The 20,393-nt window shown below is 63.8% G+C and carries 21 protein-coding genes; 12 read left to right on the forward strand and 9 right to left on the reverse strand.

Annotated elements, in window-relative coordinates; genetic code table 11:
• Positions 1 to 32 precede the first annotated feature (32 nt).
• Together UP09_RS17510 and UP09_RS17515 are read left to right on the forward strand one after the other, a co-directional pair.
• A complete protein-coding gene (locus tag UP09_RS17510; protein ID WP_245302038.1) occupies positions 33 to 1,595 on the forward strand; it encodes a DUF1800 domain-containing protein in 1,563 nt (520 codons plus the stop codon).
• 14 nt (positions 1,596 to 1,609) lie between these two features.
• Positions 1,610 to 2,803, forward strand: a complete 1,194-nt coding sequence (locus tag UP09_RS17515) for a DUF1501 domain-containing protein (RefSeq protein WP_044539507.1) — start codon at positions 1,610 to 1,612, stop codon at positions 2,801 to 2,803.
• A 33-nt stretch (positions 2,804 to 2,836) separates the two neighbouring features.
• Here UP09_RS17515 and UP09_RS17520 read toward each other — a convergent pair whose 3' ends face one another.
• The 7 genes from UP09_RS17520 to pqqA form a co-directional block, all read right to left on the reverse strand.
• Positions 2,837 to 3,667 carry a glutamate racemase gene (locus UP09_RS17520; RefSeq protein ID WP_044539508.1) on the reverse strand — a complete coding sequence of 277 codons (831 nt, stop codon included), beginning with the start codon at positions 3,665 to 3,667 and terminating at the stop codon, positions 2,837 to 2,839.
• Positions 3,668 to 3,690: 23 nt separating this feature from the next.
• Positions 3,691 to 4,668: a prolyl aminopeptidase gene (gene pip, locus UP09_RS17525; RefSeq protein ID WP_044539509.1), complete on the reverse strand. Its 978-nt coding sequence runs from the start codon at positions 4,666 to 4,668 to the stop codon at positions 3,691 to 3,693.
• Positions 4,658 to 5,890, reverse strand: a complete 1,233-nt coding sequence (gene pqqE / locus UP09_RS17530) for a pyrroloquinoline quinone biosynthesis protein PqqE (RefSeq protein ID WP_044539510.1) — start codon at positions 5,888 to 5,890, stop codon at positions 4,658 to 4,660. Before pqqE ends, pip begins: the two co-directional genes overlap by 11 nt.
• Complete coding sequence (pqqD, locus tag UP09_RS17535; protein ID WP_044539511.1) at positions 5,887 to 6,195, reverse strand: pyrroloquinoline quinone biosynthesis peptide chaperone PqqD; 309 nt, start codon at positions 6,193 to 6,195, stop codon at positions 5,887 to 5,889. The genes pqqE and pqqD overlap by 4 nt, the downstream gene beginning before the upstream one ends.
• A 9-nt stretch (positions 6,196 to 6,204) precedes the next feature.
• Positions 6,205 to 6,960, reverse strand: coding sequence for a pyrroloquinoline-quinone synthase PqqC (gene pqqC / locus UP09_RS17540; RefSeq protein ID WP_082070179.1), 756 nt, complete (start codon positions 6,958 to 6,960; stop codon positions 6,205 to 6,207).
• A gap of 20 nt (positions 6,961 to 6,980) precedes the next feature.
• A complete protein-coding gene (gene pqqB, locus UP09_RS17545) occupies positions 6,981 to 7,910 on the reverse strand; it encodes a pyrroloquinoline quinone biosynthesis protein PqqB (RefSeq protein WP_044539513.1) in 930 nt (309 codons plus the stop codon).
• A 169-nt stretch (positions 7,911 to 8,079) separates the two neighbouring features.
• Entirely contained in the window at positions 8,080 to 8,160 is an 81-nt protein-coding gene (gene pqqA / locus UP09_RS17550; RefSeq protein ID WP_035635412.1) for a pyrroloquinoline quinone precursor peptide PqqA, read from the reverse strand.
• A 357-nt stretch (positions 8,161 to 8,517) separates the two neighbouring features.
• On the opposite strand from pqqA, the gene UP09_RS17555 reads away from it, so the two are divergent.
• The 8 genes from UP09_RS17555 (at position 8,518) to UP09_RS17590 (ending at position 15,682) form a co-directional block, all read left to right on the forward strand.
• The gene (locus UP09_RS17555; RefSeq protein WP_044539515.1) at positions 8,518 to 8,775 is read left to right on the forward strand and encodes a DUF6894 family protein; all 258 of its coding nucleotides are present in this window, start codon (positions 8,518 to 8,520) and stop codon (positions 8,773 to 8,775) included.
• 168 nt (positions 8,776 to 8,943) lie between these two features.
• Positions 8,944 to 10,209, forward strand: a complete 1,266-nt coding sequence (locus UP09_RS17560; RefSeq protein ID WP_156164648.1) for a PQQ-dependent sugar dehydrogenase — start codon at positions 8,944 to 8,946, stop codon at positions 10,207 to 10,209.
• A gap of 113 nt (positions 10,210 to 10,322) precedes the next feature.
• Positions 10,323 to 10,892 (forward strand): c-type cytochrome, encoded by a 570-nt coding sequence (locus UP09_RS17565; protein WP_044539516.1) that lies wholly within the window; start codon positions 10,323 to 10,325, stop codon positions 10,890 to 10,892.
• Positions 10,893 to 10,964: 72 nt separating this feature from the next.
• On the forward strand, positions 10,965 to 12,356 hold the full coding sequence (locus UP09_RS17570) for an amidase family protein (protein WP_044539517.1): 1,392 nt from the start codon (positions 10,965 to 10,967) through the stop codon (positions 12,354 to 12,356).
• 11 nt (positions 12,357 to 12,367) lie between these two features.
• Complete coding sequence (locus UP09_RS17575) at positions 12,368 to 12,844, forward strand: glutathione peroxidase (RefSeq protein ID WP_044539518.1); 477 nt, start codon at positions 12,368 to 12,370, stop codon at positions 12,842 to 12,844.
• Positions 12,841 to 13,134 (forward strand): DUF3297 family protein, encoded by a 294-nt coding sequence (locus UP09_RS17580; RefSeq protein WP_044539519.1) that lies wholly within the window; start codon positions 12,841 to 12,843, stop codon positions 13,132 to 13,134. Before UP09_RS17575 ends, UP09_RS17580 begins: the two co-directional genes overlap by 4 nt.
• A gap of 141 nt (positions 13,135 to 13,275) precedes the next feature.
• Complete coding sequence (locus UP09_RS17585; protein WP_044539520.1) at positions 13,276 to 14,445, forward strand: mandelate racemase/muconate lactonizing enzyme family protein; 1,170 nt, start codon at positions 13,276 to 13,278, stop codon at positions 14,443 to 14,445.
• 172 nt (positions 14,446 to 14,617) lie between these two features.
• Entirely contained in the window at positions 14,618 to 15,682 is a 1,065-nt protein-coding gene (locus tag UP09_RS17590; RefSeq protein WP_044539521.1) for a hypothetical protein, read from the forward strand.
• A gap of 130 nt (positions 15,683 to 15,812) precedes the next feature.
• On the opposite strand, the gene UP09_RS17595 is transcribed toward UP09_RS17590, so the two are convergent.
• On the reverse strand, positions 15,813 to 17,180 hold the full coding sequence (locus UP09_RS17595) for a malonyl-CoA decarboxylase (RefSeq protein WP_044539523.1): 1,368 nt from the start codon (positions 17,178 to 17,180) through the stop codon (positions 15,813 to 15,815).
• 144 nt (positions 17,181 to 17,324) lie between these two features.
• Positions 17,325 to 18,125: an AraC family transcriptional regulator gene (locus UP09_RS17600; protein WP_044539524.1), complete on the reverse strand. Its 801-nt coding sequence runs from the start codon at positions 18,123 to 18,125 to the stop codon at positions 17,325 to 17,327.
• 86 nt (positions 18,126 to 18,211) lie between these two features.
• On the opposite strand from UP09_RS17600, the gene UP09_RS17605 reads away from it, so the two are divergent.
• Together UP09_RS17605 and UP09_RS17610 are read left to right on the forward strand one after the other, a co-directional pair.
• Positions 18,212 to 19,390: an MFS transporter gene (locus tag UP09_RS17605; RefSeq protein WP_044539525.1), complete on the forward strand. Its 1,179-nt coding sequence runs from the start codon at positions 18,212 to 18,214 to the stop codon at positions 19,388 to 19,390.
• 133 nt (positions 19,391 to 19,523) lie between these two features.
• The gene (locus UP09_RS17610) at positions 19,524 to 20,324 is read left to right on the forward strand and encodes a transporter substrate-binding domain-containing protein (protein WP_044539526.1); all 801 of its coding nucleotides are present in this window, start codon (positions 19,524 to 19,526) and stop codon (positions 20,322 to 20,324) included.
• The last annotated feature ends 69 nt before the right edge of the window (positions 20,325 to 20,393 follow it).

Consider the following 20,393-nt stretch of genomic DNA (forward strand, 5'->3'; position numbering starts at 1 on the left):
CCGGAAAGTGCAAGCACTGAGGGCGTGACGTCATGAGCAGGTCAGCATCCATGAGAACATCAGGCTCTCTCGGATCTCGGGCGGTCGCGACGCTCCTGGTCGGTGCGATCGCAGGGCTGGTGGCTTGCCACCAGCCCGCCCGCGCCGCCGAACTCGCCGCACAGGACATCGCGCTGCTCGATCGCCTGACCTGGGGCGTCAGTGCCTCGAGCGCCGCGCATTTGCGCGACGCCGGCACCGAGCGCTGGCTGCAGGAGCAATTGCACCCGGCCAACTCCACTTTGCCGGAGGCGGCCCGCGCGCAGATCGAGGCGATGCCGGACGTGCATCGCTTTCCGTTCGACATCGCACTCGCCTTCGATCTGCAGGCGAAGTCCGCCAACCAGGTTGCCGACCCCGAGCAGAAGAAGGCGGCGCAACAGGTCTATCAGCAGGCGATGAACGACCGCGGCAGACAGGCCGCAGCCCGCAGCATCCTGTACGCGCTCTATGCGCCGGACCAGTTGCGCGAGCGCATGACCTGGTTCTGGTTCAACCACTTCAACGTCCACCAGTACAAGGCCAACATCCGCGTGCTGATCGGCGACTATGAGGATCGCGCGATCAGGCCCTACGCGCTCGGTAAATTCCGCGACCTGCTCGCCGCGACGCTGCATCACCCGGCGATGCTGCGCTATCTCGACAATGCCGACAACGCGGCCGGCCATCTCAACGAGAACTACGCCCGCGAGATCATGGAGCTGCACACCATGGGCGTCGGCTCCGGCTACAGCCAGGCCGATGTCGAGGCGCTGGCGCGGATCCTCACCGGTGTCGGTATCGACTTCAAGCCCGAGGATCCCAAGCTGAAGCCCGAGCAGCAATCCCAGCTGGTCCGCGAAGGCGCGTTTGAATTCAATCCGGCCCGCCACGACTATGGCGACAAGACCTTCCTCGGCCATCAGATCAAGGGCCGTGGCCTCGCCGAGGTCGACGAGGCCCTGGACATCCTCTGCCGTCACCCCGCGACCGCGACGCATATATCGAAGCAGCTTGCGACCTATTTCGTGTCGGACAATCCGCCCGACGCGCTGGTGCAGCGCATGGCGCAAACTTTCCAGAAGACTGACGGCGATATCGCGGCCGTGATGTCGACGCTGGTGCACGCGCCGGAATTCACAGCGACCTTGAAGGGCGGCGCCAAGTTCAAGGACCCGGTGGTCTATGTGATGTCGGCGGTGCGGCTGGCCTACGACAACAAGATCATCCTCAACACGCTGCCGATCCAGAGCTGGCTCAACCGGCTGTCGGAGGGCCTGTTCAACCACGAGACCCCCGACGGCTATTCGATGCTGTCGGCGGCGTGGAACGGTCCCGGACAGATGATGCTGCGTTTCGAGATCGCGCGTGCGATCGGATCGGGCTCGGCCGGGCTGTTCAAGCCGAACGAGCCCAATGCGGTCGACCAGCCGGCGTTTCCGCTGGTCATGAACGGACTCTACTTCAACAATTTGCGCCAGACGCTGAGCCCAACGACGCTCGCTGCACTCGACCAGGCGGTGTCCCCGCAGGACTGGAACACGCTCTTCCTGTCGTCACCTGAATTCATGCATTGAAAGGGAGGTTCACCATGAACCGCCGTGAACTGATCAAGGCCTTCGCCGCTTCCGCTTCGCTCACCGTTGCAGGGCGGGTCTGGGCTGCGCCCGCGACCGACGCGCGCATGCTCGTCGTGTTCCTGCGCGGCGCCTACGACGCCGCCAATGTGATCGTGCCCACCGGCAGCGAGTTCTATTACGCATCGCGTCCGACACTCGCAGTGGCGCGGCCCGATGCCGGCAATCCGAATGCGGCGCTGGCGCTCGACGCCGGATGGGGCCTGCATCCCGCGTTGCGCGATTCGATCTATCCGCTGTGGGCCAAGCGCGAGGTCGCCTTCATCCCGTTTGCCGGCACCAGCGACGATCTCTCGCGCAGCCATTTCGAGACCCAGGACACGATCGAGCTTGGCCAGGCGGTCGGCGGCAGCCGCGACTATCGCTCCGGCTTCATGAACCGGCTTGCCACCGAGCTGACGCGGGTGAAGCCGATCTCCTTCACCGATCAGCTGCCGCTGATCTTCCGCGGCCAGAACCAGATCCCGAACACCGGCATCGCGAGCGTCAGCAAGCCCGGCGTCGACGATCGGCAGGCCCGGCTGATCAAGCAGATGTACACCCAAGGCAATCTCGCCAGCTCGGTGTCGGAAGGCTTTCGCGTCCGCGACGACGTCTACAAATCGGTCTCCGAGGAGATGACGGCGGCCAATCGCGGCGCGGTCTCGCCGCGCGGCTTCGAGCTGTCGGCGCGGCGGATCGGGCGTTTGATGCGCGAGCAGTTCAACCTCGGCTTCGTCGACGTCGGCGGCTGGGACACCCACGTCAACCAGGGCGCGGCGACCGGCTATCTCGCCGACCGACTCGGTGAACTCGGCCGCGGCCTTGCCGGCTTCTCCGAGGAGATCGGTCCCGAAATGTGGCGCGACACCGTCGTGGTCGTGATCTCCGAATTCGGCCGCACCTTCCGCGAGAACGGCGACCGCGGCACCGATCACGGCCATGGCAGCGTCTATTGGGTGATGGGCGGCGGCGTCAATGGCGGCCGCATGGCCGGCGAGCAGGTCCAGGTGTCGCAGGCAACGCTGTTCCAGAACCGCGATTATCCGGTGTTGACCGACTACAAGGCGTTCTTTGCCGGCCTGATCCAGCGCGTCTACGGTTTGCAGCAGGCAAATCTCGAGCGCATCTTCACCGGCATCAAGCCGAAGGACTTGAGTCTGGTTTAGACACGAGAACGGCGGCGACGATGGACGGTGTGATCATTCTTCGCTCAGGCGCGGGACGATCCGAAGTGGGAGAGTAACCCCGAGCCGATCGAGCATTCGCTGAAAGTCGTTTGCCGTGTAGCGCTCGTTCTCGGTGACCAACCCTAGAATCTGGCCGTGCCCCTCAACGGCAAAGGGGACGATCGCAGCGAGCGCGCTGTCCAGGGGATCGAGGAGGGGGCGCCCCTGTACTGATATCTCCAGGAAGCTCCGCAGCCAGGGCAGATGCGTGCTGGACAGCGTCATCGCGCCAATGTCCGCATGGCGTGCGTCCGACGCCGAGACGAATGCGTCGACCTTCTCCTGGACACCGGCATGGTCGAACAGGAACGCGCCGCTCTCCACCAATTCCACGAGCGGCGAGGCGTTGACGAGGTGGACGCGGCGAACCTCGTCGCCTGCTTCCGCGGCCGCGAACGCGCGCATCTCCGCACTCTCGACCAGCGATTGAACGCCGAGGACCGCCACGTTTCGCCCGTTCGCCTGCTGCAGCGCCTCCCGCACCGGTGGGCGGACACCGAACACCGGCACGGAAACCATGTCCTTCAGATCGTTCAGGACCGTAATCGAAGGGGCATTGGACGCGACAAGGATGGCGGCTGGATCGAAGCCATCAAGGAAATGAAGGGTTCTGTTGAGGATGCCGAGAAGCTCCTGGCGGTTCTTGCTGCCATAGGGAAAGCTCGCTCTATCAGCAAAATAGAGGATGTCTTGCCTGGGCAGCGCGCGCTGCAATGCGGCCACGGCCGCATAGCTGCCGATGCCCGCGTCAAACACGGCAACGGGCTTCCTCAAGGTGGGGAAATCAATCGTTTGATCGGTCATCGGGGGTCCGGTGCAGCCTGGTCCTAGTCTTTAGACGCCAGATCCGCGATCGCCTTCATGACAGCGTTACGGATGCCGGGATCGTACAGGATGTGGCCGGCGCCATCGATCACGCGGACCTCGCTGCCGGGCCAGCGTGCGGCGAGGGCGTGCGTCGTCGCCGGCGGGCACAGCAGGTCGTAGCGGCCCTGCACCATGATGCCGGGAATGCCGGCGAGCTTGCCGGCTTCGTCCATCAGCTGGTTCGGGCGCATGAAGCAGTCATTGGCGAAATAGTGCGCTTCCATGAACGGAGTCGAGGGCATGGCGCCCGACTTCAATGACGCGAGGTCGAGCCGCGTCTGCTTCGGCGTGTGTTCCGACAACGTGCGTTCGGTGTCGTGCCAGGCGCGCGCGGCCGGCGCGTGCACGGCGGCGTCGGGGTCGAGGATGCGGCGATAATAGGCGGCAATCGGCTCGGCGCGCTCGTTCTCCGGCAGAACGCTGAGGAAATCCTCGTAGAGGCCGGGATAGAAACGCGGCAGGGCGCGCAGGAACACGTCCTCGAGTTCTGCGCGCGTGCCGAGGAAGGTCGCACGCAGCACGAGGCCACTGACGCGGTCGGGATGGGCCTGCGCATAGGCGAGCGCCAAGGTCGCGCCCCAGGAGCCGCCGACCACCATCCAGCGCTTGAAGCCGAACCGTTCGCGGATTTTCTCCATGTCGGCGATTAAATGCGCCGTCGTGTTGTTGTTGCGGCCGCCCTTGGGCCGGCTTCGGCCGCAGCCGCGTTGGTCGAACAGCACGGCATGGAATCTTTCAGGGTCGAACAGCCGGCGATGGTCGGGCTGGCAGCCGCTGCCGGGTCCGCCATGCAGATAGACCGCGGGAATGCCGCCGGCACATCCGACGCTCTCGACATAAAGGTCGTGGCCGTCGCCGACAGCCATCGTCTCTGATGTCAGCGGTGCAAATGGATCGGATCGCGCCGCGGCTTTGCCGGCGTCGGCGTCAGGCGCCATCGCGTTTGTCCTGGCGTTTGTCCTGTCGATCGTCCGTCTCCAGCGTGCCGCCGGCGAAGTTGCGATAGAGGAAGCGGTTTTCGGCTCGCGCGGATTCGCGCGTCGCCTGCTTGAAGATCTCGTCGTGCAGCGGCGACAGCGCGCAGGCCGGATCGGTGTTGCCGGCATCGCCGGTCAACGCGAAGGCCTGGCAGCGGCAGCCGCCGAAATCCTCCTCGCGGAATTCGCAGGATTTGCACGGCTCAGGCATCCAGCCAGTGCCGCGATAGCGGTTGAAGGCTTCCGAGTTCTGCCAGATCCAGGCGATCGAATGGTTCGAGCGCACCGATTCGAATTCGAGCCCGGTGATGCTTTCGGCGGCGTGGCACGGCAGCACCTTGCCGGCCGGCGAGATGTTGAAGAACTGGCGGCCCCAGCCGCCCATGCATTTCTTCGGCCGCAGCGCGTAATAGTCCGGCACCACATAATCGATCGCCAGCGTGCCCTTGAGGCGCACCTGCGCCTCTTCGACGAGGCGGCTGGTCTCCTCGATCTGTTCGATCGTCGGCATCAGCGCGGCGCGGTTCTTCAGCGCCCAGCCGTAATACTGCACGTTGGCGACTTCGAGCCGGTCGGCGTCGAGATCGACCGCCATCTGGATGATATCAGCGAGCTGATGCAAATTCTGCCGGTGCATCACGGCGTTCACCGTCAGCGGCAGTTCCAGCTCGCGCGTCCATTTTGCGACCTCGAGCTTCTTGCGATGCGCATCCTTCAGGCCCGCGACGCGGTCGGCGACACCGGACTCATTGCCTTGAAAACTGATCTGAACATGGCTGAGGCCGGCATCGGCCAGCGCGGAAAGCTTGTCACGGGTCAGCAGCACGGCTGACGTGATCAAATTGGAATAGAGCCCGACGTCAGTTGCGTGCTGCACCAACTCGACGATGTCCTTGCGCGCGGTCGGTTCGCCGCCGGAGAAATGCACCTGCAGTACGCCGAGCTCGGCGAGCTCGCTCAGCACCTTCTTCCATTCGTCCGTGGTGAGTTCGGTAGAGCCGCGGTCGAGCTCGACCGGGTTGGAGCAATAGGGGCATTGCAGCGGGCAGCGATGCGTGACCTCGAGCAGCACCGCGAGCGGGATGCCGTAGGTTTCGGCCGCGGAACGGGTCTGCTCCAGCACCGCGAGCCCGTCGGCCGGGCCAGCTGTCGCTGTTTTGTTGCCGGCGAGCGTGTCACTCATGATGTGTTCTCGCGCGCTTCGGTGAGAAAGCCCTTGTCGGCCAAATCCTGCAGCATGGCGATCACGTCGGTCAGGATCGCCTCGCGCGGCGCAGCGTATTTCACCGCGAGCTGTTCCGCCATGTCGCTGACGCTGCGCACGCCGTCGCATAGTTGCAGCACCTCGACCGCGATCTCGTCCGGCGCCAGCACGCGCTCCGGCGCCAGGATCACCCAGACCTGCCGCGTCTCATCGAATTTCAGCTTGGCATGGCGCGGCAGTTTCGGCCGGCTGGTCTCGCTGACGCTGATATTGCGGCTGGCCATGATATGTCCCTAGCTCGCCTTCGGCACGAAAGCGCCGGGCGGAATGTGGCCGTCGACATAAGCGTGTGAGAGCGCATCAAGCTGTACCCACAGCACGTTGGTCTTGAAGATCAGCGCGTTGCAGACCGCTTCGCGTTCGGCCTGCGTCTTCGCATGCTGCTTGACGTAGTCGAGCGCAAAGCCGGCATCGCGCGGTGCCTGCGTCAATCGGCGGCTGAAATAGCTCATGATATCAGGGTTGACGAAGTCGTAATGCTTCAGCATCCCGGAGATCCGCTCCTCATGCAGGTTCGGCGCGAACAATTCGGTCAGCGAGGAGGCGATCGCCTCCAGCGGGGTGCGGTCGCGGCAGAAATGCACATAGGCTTCCACCGCAAAGCGCGTCGCGGGCAAAATGCCTTCGGTCGATTCCACATAGGCAGAGTCAAGGCCGAGGCCTTCGGTCAGTTTGAGCCAGCGCTCGATGCCGCCTTCGGTGCCGAGATCGCCGTCGTGATCCTCGATGCGGTGGCGCCACTCGACCCGCGTGTTGCGGTCGCGGAAGCGCGAGATCACCATCGCGTCCTTCAGCGGGATCGTGCTCTGGTAGTAATAGCGGTTCAGCGCCCAGGCCTGGACCTGGCCCTTGTTGAGCTTGCCGCCGTGCAAGAGACGATGGAACGGATGCAGGCTGTGATAGCGCGTCGCGCCGATTGTGCGCAGCGTCGCTTCCATCTCTTCGGCACTGTTGAGCGTGATGCCCTTGCCGATCGAGAGCGCCGTCATTCCGCTGGTAGGCACCATATTCACAGCACGATCTCCGTTCCATCCCTGGGAATCTGCCAGCCCGCCTGTTCGACCGCCTTGCGTTCGGCCGAGGTCCCAAGCAGTGCCGGGTTGGAGTTGTTGATATGCAAAAACACTTTTCGTCCGATGTCGAGCCCGGCGAGGTTTTGGATCGCGCCGTGATCGCCCGACATCGAAATATGTCCCATGCCCTGACCGGTCTTGTTGCCGAGCCCCGCCACGATCAGTTCGTCGTCACGCCACACCGTGCCGTCGAAGAACACCAGCGGTGCACCCTTGAGCCGCGCCTTGAGATCATCGGTCACCCGGGCACAGGCGGCCAGGAAGTAGAGATATTTGCCGGTGCGCCTATCCGCAATACGCAGGCCGAGCGTATCGCCAACGCCGTCGGCGCCCGCCGGATGCGCCTTGCCCTCGAGATACCATGCGCCCTTGCCGGGAACCTCGAACGGCAGCACCTCGATCCCCGACGGCGAACCGTCGGGCAAACTGGGCTCAAAGGCCTGGTCGACTGCGATTGGCTGGCGGGCGACGTTCTTGTCGCTGAGCACGTTGAAGATGCTGTTGGCGCGCAGGATCGCCAGCACGCGCTCATGGGCGTAGATCGTAAACGGCGATCCCTCGCGCATCGACAGCAGCCCTGCGACGGCGTCGATCTCGCCATTGGTGAGGATCACACCCGCGATCGGGCTGTGACGCAGCGCGCCGTCCTTCGGATGCAATTGCGGCGTGGCGATCAATTGCCGGCGGAGATCGGGGGAAGCGTTGACGAGGATCCAGTGCGCGCCATCGCCGCTGACTGCGATCGAGGCCTGCGTGCTCTGCAATTCTGGATGATCGCTTCGTGCTGACCGGCACACCGGACAGCCGCAGTTCCACTGCGGAACACCGCCACCGGCCGCGGCGCCCAGGACGACGACACGAAGCATGATCCGTCTCCTGGAGAAGTCTTATTCGAACTCAAGAACGTTCGAACTTACGAACGCTCGAACCCAAAAACGCTACGAGGTGGAGCCCGGATTTGAAGCACACTCCCTTGATCGGGACCGCGTCATGCCCGGGCATCCACCTGCGCTAAACCGTATAGGACGCTGCCGCTTACTTGCGGGTCGCGCACATATACATGTTGATTTCCATGCCGACCGACACTTCGACGATTTTCGGTGCTTTCCAGGCCATTTCGCTCTCCATTGCAACCGGACGAACATTCCGCCCTGCAGGTTAAACTACTGTGGATCGAAAAGTTCGCCAGCTAAATTTTTTGCAAGGATGCCCTGCTGAGGGCATATTGCATTGCAGTATATCCTGGCAACCGCTCACGGACTTGTGCGCGCCTTGCGCTCAAAAGCCCGTGGCGTCAGACCTTTTTCCTGTTGTTCGCCACACCGTGAATGGTGATCTTGGGTTAGGGAGGGGGAGCAAGCCCTCCTCCGAAGGTCCTGATGACGATTTTGTGCTCGTGTTCGTGCCTCGTTTTGTGAGCCCTCATTTTGTGATCTTGGCGACGAGGGCGCCCAACTAAGCTGAGTTCTGCCGATGCCACGCTATTTCTTCAACACCCGTATCGGCGACGAGCTGATTTCCGACCCCGACGGCGAGATCCTGCGCGATCCCGATCGCGCCTGGGAAATGGCGCGGGCCATGATTCGCGAACTGCTCAAGACCGAGGGCGCCGACGGTGCGCTGCTGAGCGCGGTCATCGAGGTGACCGACGACGAGGGCGAGATCGTGCTGGAATTTCCGTTCACCGAGGCGATCCTCGATAGCCCGGATCGCACGATCACCCGGCATTGATGCGCCGCGGAACGGCGCGTGGCGTAAACCCGCCGGGTCGTGTGTCCGGCATGTTTCCGATTGCATTTGTCCGGACAAATTCGCAAGACTAGGATTTGAGGAAAGCCGCCGGCACCGGCCAAGTCACCGGTGCCAAGGAAGACGGCTTCCGCTCCAGGGGAGACCACCATGATCCGTTATTCGTCCGCACCGCGCAGCCTGATGCTGGCCGGTGCTCTCTTCGTTGCGTTCACGCTTCATGCCGCTGCGCAGCAGCCGGCCACTCCGCCGGCTGCTGGCGCCGCACAGCCGCTGCCGCCGGGCTCACCCATGATCGGGCGTCCGGACAATGAGGCGGCCGCCAAGCTCGCCCCCGTGGTGGGGCCGCCGATCCCGGCTTCGCCCGACAAACTGCCGCTCGCCAAGCTGAAGGTTCCGGCCGGCTTCAATGTCGAGGTCTATGCCGCAGGGATGGCCAATGCGCGCTCGCTGGCGCTCGGCGACAAGGGCACCGTGTTCGTCGGCAGCCGGCTCGTCGACAAGGTCTATGCGATCGTCAACAAGGACGGCAAACGCTCGGTCAAGGTGATTGCCTCGGGTCTCTACCGCCCGAACGGCGTCGCCTTCAAGGACGGCACGCTCTACATCGCCGAGCTGTCGCAGGTCTCCAAGATCGACAAGATCGAAGACGTCCTGGACAGCCCGCCGAAGCCGACCGTGATCTACGACAAGCTGCCAAAGGACGAGGCCCATGGCTGGAAGTTCATCGCCATCGGTCCCGACAACAAGCTCTACGTCCCGGTCGGTCAGCCCGGCAACAACGTGCTGCATGACGACGCCCACGGCCAGATCCGCCGCATGAATCTCGATGGCTCCGGCGCCGAGGTCTACGCGCTCGGCGTCCGCAACTCGGTCGGCTTCGACTGGAACCCCGACAACAAGCAGATGTATTTCACCGACAACGGCCGCGACTGGCTGTCGGAGAGCGTGCCGGAAGACGAGCTCAATCGCGTCACCAAGGCCGGCGAGGATTTCGGTGCGCCGTATTGCTGGCAGGGCAATATCATCGATCAGGAGCTCGGCTGGGGCAAGAACTGCAAGGACTACACCGCGCCAGTCGGCCTGATGGGCCCGCACACCGCCTCGCTCGGCATGCGCTTCTACACCGGAAGCCAGTTCCCGAAGTCCTACAAGAACGTGATCTTCGTCGCGCGTCACGGTTCCTGGAACAAGTCGCAGAAGCAGGGCGGCGACGTCGTTGCGGTCCGGCTGAACAAGGACGGCACCGTGAAATCGGTCGAGCCGTTCATGACCGGCTTCCTCGAGGACAACAAGTATGTCGGCCGTCCGGTCGACGTGATGCTGCTGAAGGACGGCTCGCTGCTGGTCTCCGACGACTGGAACGGCGCGGTCTATCGCATCAGCTACGGCAAGCCGAAGGTCGCCAACCAGTAACAACTAACGCGGTCATTCCGGGCTGGTGCGATAGCACCAGACCCGGAATCTCGAGATTCCGGGTTCGATGCTATGCATCGCACCGGAATGACTGGAAGTGCGAGGAGCGAACGATGCGTAAGATGATTCTTCCCACGCTCCTGCTTGCATTCGCTGCCTTCTCCGCAAACGCAGAAACCATCCAGGAGCGCACCGTGACGTGCTTTGCCTGTCATGGCGAGCATGGCACGTCGGAAACCGAGAACACGCCTTCGCTCGGCGGCCAGCAGGCGCCTTATGCGCTGATCCAGCTCTTCATGTTCCGCGAGAAGCTGCGCACCTTCGAGCCGATGAACGAGATGGCGAAATCGTTGACCGACGATGATTTGCGCATCTTCTCCGACTTCATCGCGACGCTGCCGAAGCCTGTACCATCAGCCGAGGCCGGCGATCCGGCGCGGATGGCGCGCGGCCAGGCGCTGGTGCAGCAGAACCGCTGCAACACCTGCCACAACACCGATTTTTCGGGCAAGGAGAACGTCCCGCGGATCGCCAACCAGCGCGAGGATTATCTCGCCAAGACATTGGGCGAATACAAGGACAACAGCCGCCATGGCTACGACGGCACCATGGCCGACGTGATGCAGCCGATCGCCAAGGAGCAGATATCGGATCTTGCCTATTACATCGCCCATACCCGCTAAATTTCTCGGCGGCGCGCTGCTGGCCTTGCCTTCCGTGTGGCGCTAAAACGCCCCCGTCACACGGAGTAGCACATGCAGGATATTTGGCGTCTGTCGGCCACTGAGCTCGCCGGCCTCATCAAATCGAAGAAGGTTTCGGCGAAGGAGGCGGCGGAGGCCGGGCTTGCCCGGCTCGACGCGGTCAATCCGAAGATCAACGCGGTGGTCGATCACCGGCCGGACGACGTGCTGGCGCAGGCGGCATCCATCGATGCGGCGATTGCGCGCGGCGAGGCGGTGGGGCCGCTGGCCGGCGTGCCCGTCACGATCAAGGTCAATGTCGACCAGCAAGGCTATGCCACCACCAACGGCCTGAAGCTGCAGCGCGATACCATCGCGAAGGTCGACAATCCCGTGGTCGCCAATCTGCGCAAGGCGGGCGCCGTCCTGCTCGGCCGCACCAACTGCCCGGCGTTCTCCTATCGCTGGTTCACCACCAATTTGATTCACGGCGACACCAAGAACCCGCGCGATCCCGGCATCACCCCGGGCGGCTCGTCCGGCGGCGCGGGTGCGGCGGTCGCGGCCGGTATCGGCCACATCGCCCATGGCACCGATATCGCGGGCTCGATCCGCTATCCCGCCTATGCCTGCGGCGTGCATGGTTTGCGGCCGAGTCTCGGCCGCATTCCGGCGTTCAATGCCGCACTGCCGGAGCGCCCGATCGGGCCGCAGATCAGCGCGGTCTCGGGCCCGCTGGCGCGCACCGTCAACGACCTGCGTATTTCGCTCGCGGCAATGTCCGCGCCGGATCATCGCGATCCCTGGTACGTGCCGGCACCGCTCGAAGGGCCGCCGCGGGAAAAGCGCGTCGCGATGTGCCTCAATCCCGACGGTCTCGACCCCGTGCCCGAGGTGGTCGCGGCGGTGGCGGACGCCGGCAAGCGGCTGCAAGATGCGGGCTGGATCGTCGAGGAGATATCGGACACGCCGGCCCTGCGCGAGGCGGCCGAGATTCAGACCAGGCTCTGGCTCGGCGATGGCTACGAGGCCCAGCTTGAGATGGCCGAGCGCGAGGGCGATCCCGGCGCACTCGCCTGCCTGCGCGGCAACCGTGCCAAGGTGCATCCGTTCGATCTCTCGAAGGCGCTGACCCGGCGCGCGACGCTGACGCGGGAGTGGTTCGCCTTCCTCGACAAATATCCGGTGCTGCTGATGCCGGTGTCGGGCGAACTGCCGTTCCCCGATCATCTCGACCGCAAGGACGAGGCGTCGTTTGCGCGGGTGTGGCATGCCCAGCTGTCGCAGATTGCCATTCCCTTCATGGGGCTTCCCGGGCTAACGGTTTCCACCGGGCTGGTCGGGCGGATCCCGGTCGGCGTGCAACTGGTGGCCGGCCGTTACCGCGAGGACCTTTGCCTTGCCGCGGGCGAGGCGGTCGAGGCAGGCGGAACACCGTCGGCGGCGATCGATCCGGCAGAATAGCGAGGAAGACGATGCCGAACGTTTATGAATTCACGGCCCAGTCTCTGACCGGCGAGGACGTGCCGCTGCAGCGGTTCGAGAAACAGGTGCTGCTGATCGTCAACACCGCGAGTGCCTGCGGCTTCACGCCGCAATACAAGGGTCTGCAGGAGCTGCACGCCGATTTGTCGCCGCGCGGCTTTGCCGTGCTCGGCTTTCCCTGCAACCAGTTCGGTGCGCAGGAGCCCGGTGATGCGAAGCAGATCGCGGATTTTTGCGAGATCAAATACGCCGTGACGTTTCCGATGTTCGCCAAGGTCGACGTCAATGGCAGCAATGCGCATCCGCTGTATGAGTACCTGAAGCGTGAGAAGTCGGGCCTGCTCGGCGCATCGATCAAATGGAATTTCACCAAATTCCTGGTCGATCGGTCCGGCAAGGTGGTGGCGCGGCATGCGCCGACCGCACGGCCCGAAGGATTGAAGAAGGATATCGAGGCGCTGCTATGAGCGAGAACAACGACACCACCAACGAAGCTACCCACCAAGCTACCGAAGCGCAATTTCCGGACCGTCTCTCGGTCAATCCGAGCAGCCCGTATTACAACGAGGCGATCCTGTCGCGCGACGTCGGCATCCGCTTCAAGGGCGCCGAGAAGACCAATGTCGAGGAATACTGCATCAGCGAAGGCTGGGTGCGCGTCACCGCCGGCAACGCCAAGGACCGCCACGGCAACCCGCTGACCATCAAGGTGCATGGCCCGGTCGAGCCGTATTTCCGGGATACGAAGTCGTCCTGACGCGCGCTCCCTCCGCCGTCATTGCGAGCGAAGCGAAGCAATCCATGGTCCCGCAAGCGGGGGTATGGATTGCTTCGTCGCTGCGCTCCACAGCAATGACGATGAGGGAAGAGCGGTAGACCCAACCAAGAAAGCAACACCATGTCCGTCCGCATCGTCGATATCAGAGAGGTGACAAAACCGATCTCCTCGCCGATCCGCAACGCCTATATCGACTTCAGCAAGATGACCACGAGCCTGGTCGCCGTCGTCACCGATGTGGTGCGCGACGGCAAACGCGTGGTCGGCTACGGCTTCAATTCCAACGGCCGCTACGGGCAGGGCGGCCTGATCCGCGAGCGCTTTGCGCCGCGCTTGCTCGAGGCCGATCCGAAATCACTGCTTGATGCAAGCGGCAGCAATCTCGATCCGGACAAGGTCTGGTCGACGCTGATGTCGAACGAGAAGCCGGGCGGCCATGGCGAGCGCTCGGTCGCGGTCGGCACCATCGACATGGCGGTGTGGGACGCGGTGGCCAAGATCGCGGGCAAGCCATTGTTTCGTCTACTCGCCGAGCGCCATGGGCTATCAGCCAATCCGCGCGTCTTCGTCTATGCCGCCGGCGGCTATTACTATCCGGGCAAGGACCTCGGCGCGTTGCGCAAGGAGATGCGCGGCTATCTCGACCGCGGCTACAATGTCGTCAAGATGAAGATCGGCGGCGCGCCGCTCGCCGAGGACCGCGAGCGCATCGAGGCCGTGCTCAAGGAGATCGGCAAGGATGCGCAGCTCGCCGTCGACGCCAACGGCCGCTTCGATCTCGAGACCGCGATCGCCTATGCCAAGATGCTGCGGGACTATCCGCTGTTCTGGTACGAGGAGGCCGGCGATCCGCTCGACTATGCGCTGCAGGCCGCGCTCGCGGAGTTCTATCCGGGGCCGATGGCGACCGGCGAAAACCTGTTCAGCCACCAGGATGCGAAGAATTTGATCCGCTACGGCGGCATGCGCTCCGATCGCGACTGGCTGCAGTTCGATTGCGCGCTGTCCTACGGGCTCTGCGAATATCAGCGCACGCTCGACGTGCTGAAGACCCAAGGCTGGTCGCCGAGCCGCTGCATCCCGCATGGCGGCCACCAGATGTCGCTCAACATCGCAGCCGGCTTAGGCCTCGGCGGCAACGAGAGCTATCCCGACCTGTTCCAGCCCTATGGCGGCTTCCCGGACGGCGTGCGGGTCGAGAACGGCCACATCACAATGCCCGATCTGCCGGGCATCGGATTCGAGGGGAAGTCGGATTTGTACAAGGAAATGAAGGCGTTGGCGGACTAGCCAGGCCAGTCCAGCTGGCCTGCCGTCTCCTCGAGCGACCGTTCACCAAGTGTTTTGAGCGCTGCTCAAATAATTATTGAACGTAGCTCAAGTTTCTCTACACTCAGATATGAGTACAGGCCTTTTCCCGCTCAGCCGGGAGAGGCGCGAACCGCAGCGCGGGAAGTGTCGCATGCCATATTCAGTGAACGATCTACGAGTTGCCGCAGATGCAGGCGTCATCAGCGCCACTGATCTGGAGCGGTTGCTTGCCTTTCTGTCGAGCCGTGAATCGCGAGAGCAGGCCAGCGGCGCGAGCCCGCCGGCAAAGTTCGATGCTGCAAATCTGCTGTGGTACGCCGGCGCACTGATCGTGATCGGCGCCATGGGGCTGTTCTCGACATTGGCCTTCACGCAGATGGGCGGCCGTGCGCTCACGCTCTGCGCGATCGCCTACGCGATCGGCTTTACCGTGGCAGGTCACCACCTTTGGTACGGCAAGAATTTGCGCGTGCCCGGCGGGTTGCTGATTGCGGTTGCGGTGTCGATGGCGCCGCTCGCGGTCTATGGCATCCAGGACGAACTTGGCTGGTGGGGCAAGTTCGGCAAGCCGGGGTCCGCGCACGACTTCTATATCTGGGTCAAAGGCAGTTGGGTCTTCATGGAGATCGCGACTGTCGCTGCCGGCACGCTCGCGCTGCGCTACTATCGGTTTCCGTTCATCGTCGCGCTCATCGCGTTCGCGCTCTGGTTCATGTCGATGGATCTGGCGCCATGGTTCAGCGGCGCGGATCACCTCGACTTCGAGATGCGGCGCATTGTGTCGATCTGGTTCGGACTTCTGGTCCTCGCCGTGGCCTGGATCGTGGACTATCGCAGCCGCAACGGCGACTTTGCCTTCTGGCTGCATCTGTTCGGATTGCTGGCGTTCTGGGGTGGAATTACCGCTTCCGACAGCGCAACCGAACTGGGGCGGGCGATGTATTGTCTGTTCAATGTCGGCCTGCTCGCACTCGCCGTGATCCTGATGCGGCGCGCCTATGCGGTGTTTGGCGCGTTTGGTATCTGTCTCTATCTCGGCCATCTCGCCGACGTCGTCTTCAAGGACTCGCTGCTGTTTCCGTTCGCGCTGTCGCTGATCGGAATAGCCGTGATCGCTGCCGGTCTGCTCTACCACCGCAGGGAGCGCGCCATCGCTGGCTGGCTCGCGGCCCATCTTCCCGCCGCGCTGTTGCGGCTACGGCCGGTGTCCGCGTGAGGACCGAAGCTGTCGCGCCATCGTCATTGCGCGGAGCGAAGCGACGAAGCAATCCATCTGTCCGCGCACGCCGATAGATGGATTGCTTCGCTTCGCTCGCAATGACGGAGGAGAGACCGGTGGCGGCCTGCTACGTCAGCCGCATATCCCGCAGCCGGCGGCCTTCGCCCTTGAGCAGCTTCTTCACCGCGCTGGAGGCGATCACCTCGCCATTGTTGGCGTAGGCCTCGTGGTTCTTCTCGATGTCGTCGAGGCGATAGAGATAGTTGACCATGATTCCGGCGGATTCGCGCAGGCCCTTCGGCGAGAGGTCGCCGAGCCAGTTGATGCGCTCCAGCCGCGCGCCGTTGCCGAGATGGAAGCGCGCGACCGAATCGATCATGCGTCCCTTCGGCGTGCGGGCCTTCAGGAAATAATAGGCCGCAAGCGGCTCGACCACGGCTCGCAGCTGCGGCGTCAGTTCGGCATTGTCGAACCAGTCCGGTCTGTCGAGGCTCTCCAGCAGCGTCCGGTCCTCGTCGGAGACGGGCACGGTCTCGGCCTCCTTCAGCCATTGCATGAAGCCCGGCACCGGCGACAGCGTCACGAAGGTGTCGAGCTTCGGCAGCTCGCGGCGCAGTTCCTCGACCACCTGCTTGATCAGGAAGTTGCCGAAGGTGATGCCGCCGAGGCCACGCTGGGTGTTCGAGATCGAATAGAACACGGCGGTGCGGGCGCGCTCGACCGCCACCGGTTCGCGCTCCTCGGCGAGCAGCGGCGCGATCGCGCCCGGAATGGTTTCGGTCAGCGCGACCTCGACGAAGATCAGCGGCTCGTCGGCGAGCGCCGGATGGAAGAAGGCGTAGCAGCGGCGGTCGACCGGATCGATGCGGCGGCGCAAATCGTCCCAGTCGCGGATCTCATGCACGGCTTCATAACGGATGATCTTTTCCAGAATATTGGCCGGCGATGACCAGTCTATCCTGCGCAGCACGAGGAATCCCCTGTTGAACCAGGATGAGAGCAGATGCGACACGTCGCGGTCGAGCGCGGCGAGGTCCTTGTTGCCCTTCATCAATGAAAGCAGATCGGATCGCATCGACACCAGGTCGCTGGTGCCGTCAGGCGCGCGGTTGAGCCGGCGAATCAGCTCCTGCCGGCGCGGCTCGGAAGCAAAATGCAAATCGCTGGAGTCCAAATCGCTGGAGTCATCGCCATTGGCCTCGGCGCGCCAGCCTTCGATCGCCTGCGCCAGCCGTGCACGATCGGGTCCGAAATCGCGGGCCAGCGTCTGGAAAAAGAGCAGGCGGCCGGCGGCATCGAGTTGGTGGTAGCGGTCGAGCACCTCGCGCGCCATCGCAGTACCGGAGGCCTCGCCACGGCCGGACAGCAACGCCTCGCACAATTCCACCAGTTCGGCAGGGTCTTGTTTGTCGTCGGCCGCGGAGCCCCGGCGGAGCAAGGTGCGGCCGCGTTCGGAAATCGTCGAGAGCAGGTCGGAGAAGAAGGCGTTGGCCATAGGTGGGTCGCATCCAGTGAAGCCGAACCTTACACGGGATTTAAGGCCGGGACGATCAGAGTCAAGCGCATGGATCGTACGGAAATATGTCAGAGCAGGACAACGGTATAATTCGTCATGGCGGCGCCCGATGACGGATCCCGCTCAGGTTTTCTCGGCAAACTCCGTCGGCGTCTTGCCGGTCACCTGGCGGAAGGCATGGGAAAAGGCCGGTACGCTGGCATAGCCGAGGTCGGAGGCGACCTGCTTGACTGAAATGTTGGCGTCGGTCGACAGCCGTTCGATCGCGGCCGCGACACGGGCGCGCTGGCACCAGCTCTTGAAGCTCAATTGCGTCTCCGCCGAGAACAGCCGCGACAGGGTCCGCGCCGAGGTGCCGACCTCGCGCGCCAGCGTCTCGATCTCATGGTCGTGCGTGGGATCTGCGAGCACGATGTCGGCGGCGCGGCGGCAGCGCGGCTCCTGCGGCAGCGGAATGAAGGTCGCGGAGTCCTCGGCCTGGTGCAACTCCAGCATGACGAGCTTGATCAGCAGTTCGGTGCGCTCGCGGCTGCTGGAGGTGTCGAACAGTGCGAGGATCGCCTGGTGCAGCAGCGGCGATACCCGCACCACGAATTCGTTGTCGAGACTGTCGCTGCGCGGTGCGCGCGCAAGCCAGGCCGGTTCGAAATACAGCGTGCGCATCTCGATATCGGCGAGCACGTCGATCGCATGCCCCGACAGGGCAGGGACCCAGACCGCGCGGTCCGGCGGCACCAGAAAGCGGCCCTTCGGCGTGGTCACCTGCATGGTGCCCTTCGCGGCATAGACCAGTTGCGCCTCACGATGCATGTGAGGGTCGAGCCGATGACCCTTCGTGTAGGTGCGCGCGACCATGTGCACGCCATCGCCGGTGACGCGCCGTTGCTTATAAAGAGCTCTGATTGGCGGCTCAGCGATAGTCATTGGCGACATCCCGTCAGGACAAGTCCCTATAACCTATTTTGGGATTATTGAGGATTCGAGTTAAGGACTGGCCCAGGAACAACCAAATGAATAGCCCCAGCCGGGTGATCTCCTTCGTCAACGCCGCTCACTTCATCGACCATTATGCGATGCTGATTTTCGCTGCCGCCGTCATCATCATGGGCCCGGCGCTCGGCATGGCCTATTCGGAACTGTTGCCCTATGCGACGCCGGGCTTCATCGCCTTCGGCGCCGGGTCGCTGATCACAGGCTGGCTCGGCGACCGCTGGAGCCGCCGCCACATGATGGTGATCTTCTTCGTCGGAATTGGCCTGGCGATGATCTCGGTCGGCTTCGTGCAGACACCAGTGCAGCTCGGCGCGGCGCTGTTTGCGATCGGCATTTTCGCCTCGATCTATCATCCGGTCGGCACCGCCATGATCGTGTCCTATGCCGAGAAGCTCGGCGCCCAGATGGGCATCAACGGCGTCTGGGGCAATCTCGGCGTCGCCTCGTCGGCGCTGGTCACCGGCGTGGTCGGCCAGTATCTCGGCTGGCGCTGGGCCTTCATCGTGCCTGGCGTGGTCACCGTGCTGGTCGGCATCGCCTTTGCGATGACCGTTGTCCATGAGGACCGCAAGGGCTCCAGGCAGGCGGCAGCCCAAGTCCGCGTCGCCAAGGAAGACATGTGGCGCGTCGTGCTGTCGCTGCTGATCGTGGTGATCGCGATCTCGACCACGTTCAACGCGGTGACGGTGGCGCTGCCCAAACTGTTCGCCGAGCGGCTCGCCGACCTGACCAAAAGCCCGGCGCTGCTCGGCGTGATCGCGGCCGGGGTCTATGTGTTCGGCGCGATGACGCAGTACACGATCGGCAAGCTGCTCGACCGTTATTCGCTGAAGACGGTGGCGCTGCCGTTGTCGTTCATGCTGGCGCCGTTCCTCTATCTTGCCGCCAGCCTGTCGAACCTGCCGCTGATCGTCGTCTCGATCGGCATCGTGATGGGCGCCTTCGGCCAGGTCACGGTCAACGACGCCATGGTCGGCAAATACACCACCGAGGAATGGCGCTCGCGGGCCTATGCGGTGCGCTACTTCGTCGGCTTCACCGCGGCGGGCGCCTCGGTCGGTCTGGTGGCGTGGCTGTACGACCATGGCGGCTTCAGCATGATGCTGCGCGCGTTTGCCGCGCTTTGCCTGCTGGCAATTGTGGCCGCGATCATCCTGCCGCGCGAGATCAGGACACCTGCGGCACAGGCGAGCTGACAACGCCCTCAGGCATCGCCGACCAGCCCTTCGCAAACGCATGGGCTGGTCGCTAGTCCCTCGTGCATGGGTAAGCTACAAGACGCCGGATCAAGCAACCGGTCGGGGGCGAACCCGGCGTGGAGGAGGTCCGATGTCCAGCCAGTTGTTGCGTCTTGCGGGCCTCGTTCTGGGAGTGATGATGATGGCCGTATCAGCCCATGCCGATGCCCTGAAGGACGAGATCGCGCCGACCGGCAAGCTCCGCGTCGCGATCGGGATCAGCCCGGCCGGCGGCGCATTCTGGTCGACCAAGACCGAGAGTGGCGGCTATGCCGGCGTTCCCGTCGATCTCGGCCGCGAGATGGCGGCGCAGCTCGGCGTGCCGGTCGAATATGTCGCGTACCAGAATTCGGGCCAGATCACCGACGCCGCGGCGAACACCAGCTGGGACGTCACCTTCCTGCCGAAGGACCCCGAGCGCGCGACCAAGATGACGTTCGGGCCGATCTACGAGGTCGCCGATGCCACCTACATCGTCAAGCCGGGCTCGACGGTGCAGACTTTCGCCGATCTCGACCAGGACGGCGTCAAGGTCGCCGCCGTCAACAACACCACGACGATGCGCGGCGCGATTGCGCATCTCAAGCACGCCAAGGTGGCGGGCTATCAGACCTACGACGAGATATTCAATCTGCTGAAGAGCGGCGAGGTCGATGCATTCGCATTGTCGCGTGACCAGCTCCACGCCATGGCGAAGAAGATTCCGGGCGCGCGTGTGCTGGACGAGACCTTCAAGCAGACCGTGACCGCGATCGCCGTGCCGCTCAACCATCCGCTGGCCGCGGCCTTTGCCGCCAGGTTCATGACGGAGGCTGTGGCCAACGGCACGCTGCGCAAGGCCTATGACGATAACGGGATGAAGGACGCACCGATCCGGACCGGAACGAAGTAGCGAGCCGCGCAGGGGCTCCCTTGCCTCCGTTCGGAACGCGGCGTGCGTTTCGTGGTGCCGGTCTCGCCG

The organism is Bradyrhizobium sp. LTSP885 (genome assembly GCF_000938305.1).
Classification (GTDB): domain Bacteria; phylum Pseudomonadota; class Alphaproteobacteria; order Rhizobiales; family Xanthobacteraceae; genus Bradyrhizobium.